Below are 491 nucleotides of genomic sequence, written 5' to 3' on the forward strand. Positions count from 1 at the left end.
CTGTCGTCAGCTCGTGTTGTGAAATGTTGGGTTAAGTCCCGCAACGAGCGCAACCCTTATCCTTTGTTGCCAGCGGTTCGGCCGGGAACTCAAAGGAGACTGCCAGTGATAAACTGGAGGAAGGTGGGGATGACGTCAAGTCATCATGGCCCTTAGGGAACCTGCGGTTGGATCACCTCCTTACCTTAAAGAACCTGCCTTTGTAGTGCTCACACAGATTGTCTGATGAAAAGTAAATAGCAAGGCGTCTTGCGATTGAGACTTCAGTGTCCCCTTCGTCTAGAGGCCCAGGACACCGCCCTTTCACGGCGGTAACAGGGGTTCGAATCCCCTAGGGGACGCCACTTGCTGGTTCGTGAGTGAAAGTCACCGGCCGTCATATCTCAAAACTCATCTTCGGGTGACGTTTGAGATATTTGCTCTTTAAAAATCTGGATCAAGCTGAAAATTGAAACGACACATCTTTAAGGTGTGTTCGAGTCTCTCAAATT

At 49.7% G+C, this 491-nt stretch carries 1 tRNA gene and 1 other annotated feature; the gene reads left to right on the forward strand.

Annotated elements, in window-relative coordinates:
• Positions 1-144: a sequence feature (16S ribosomal RNA rRNA prediction is too short), on the forward strand.
• Positions 145-268: 124 nt separating this feature from the next.
• A tRNA-Glu gene (locus tag GXP72_RS01280) sits at positions 269-344 on the forward strand.
• Positions 345-491: the final 147 nt, after the last annotated feature.

The sequence above is a fragment of the Enterobacter sp. SES19 genome, assembly GCF_011765665.1.
Classification (GTDB): Bacteria; Pseudomonadota; Gammaproteobacteria; order Enterobacterales; family Enterobacteriaceae; genus Enterobacter; species Enterobacter pseudoroggenkampii.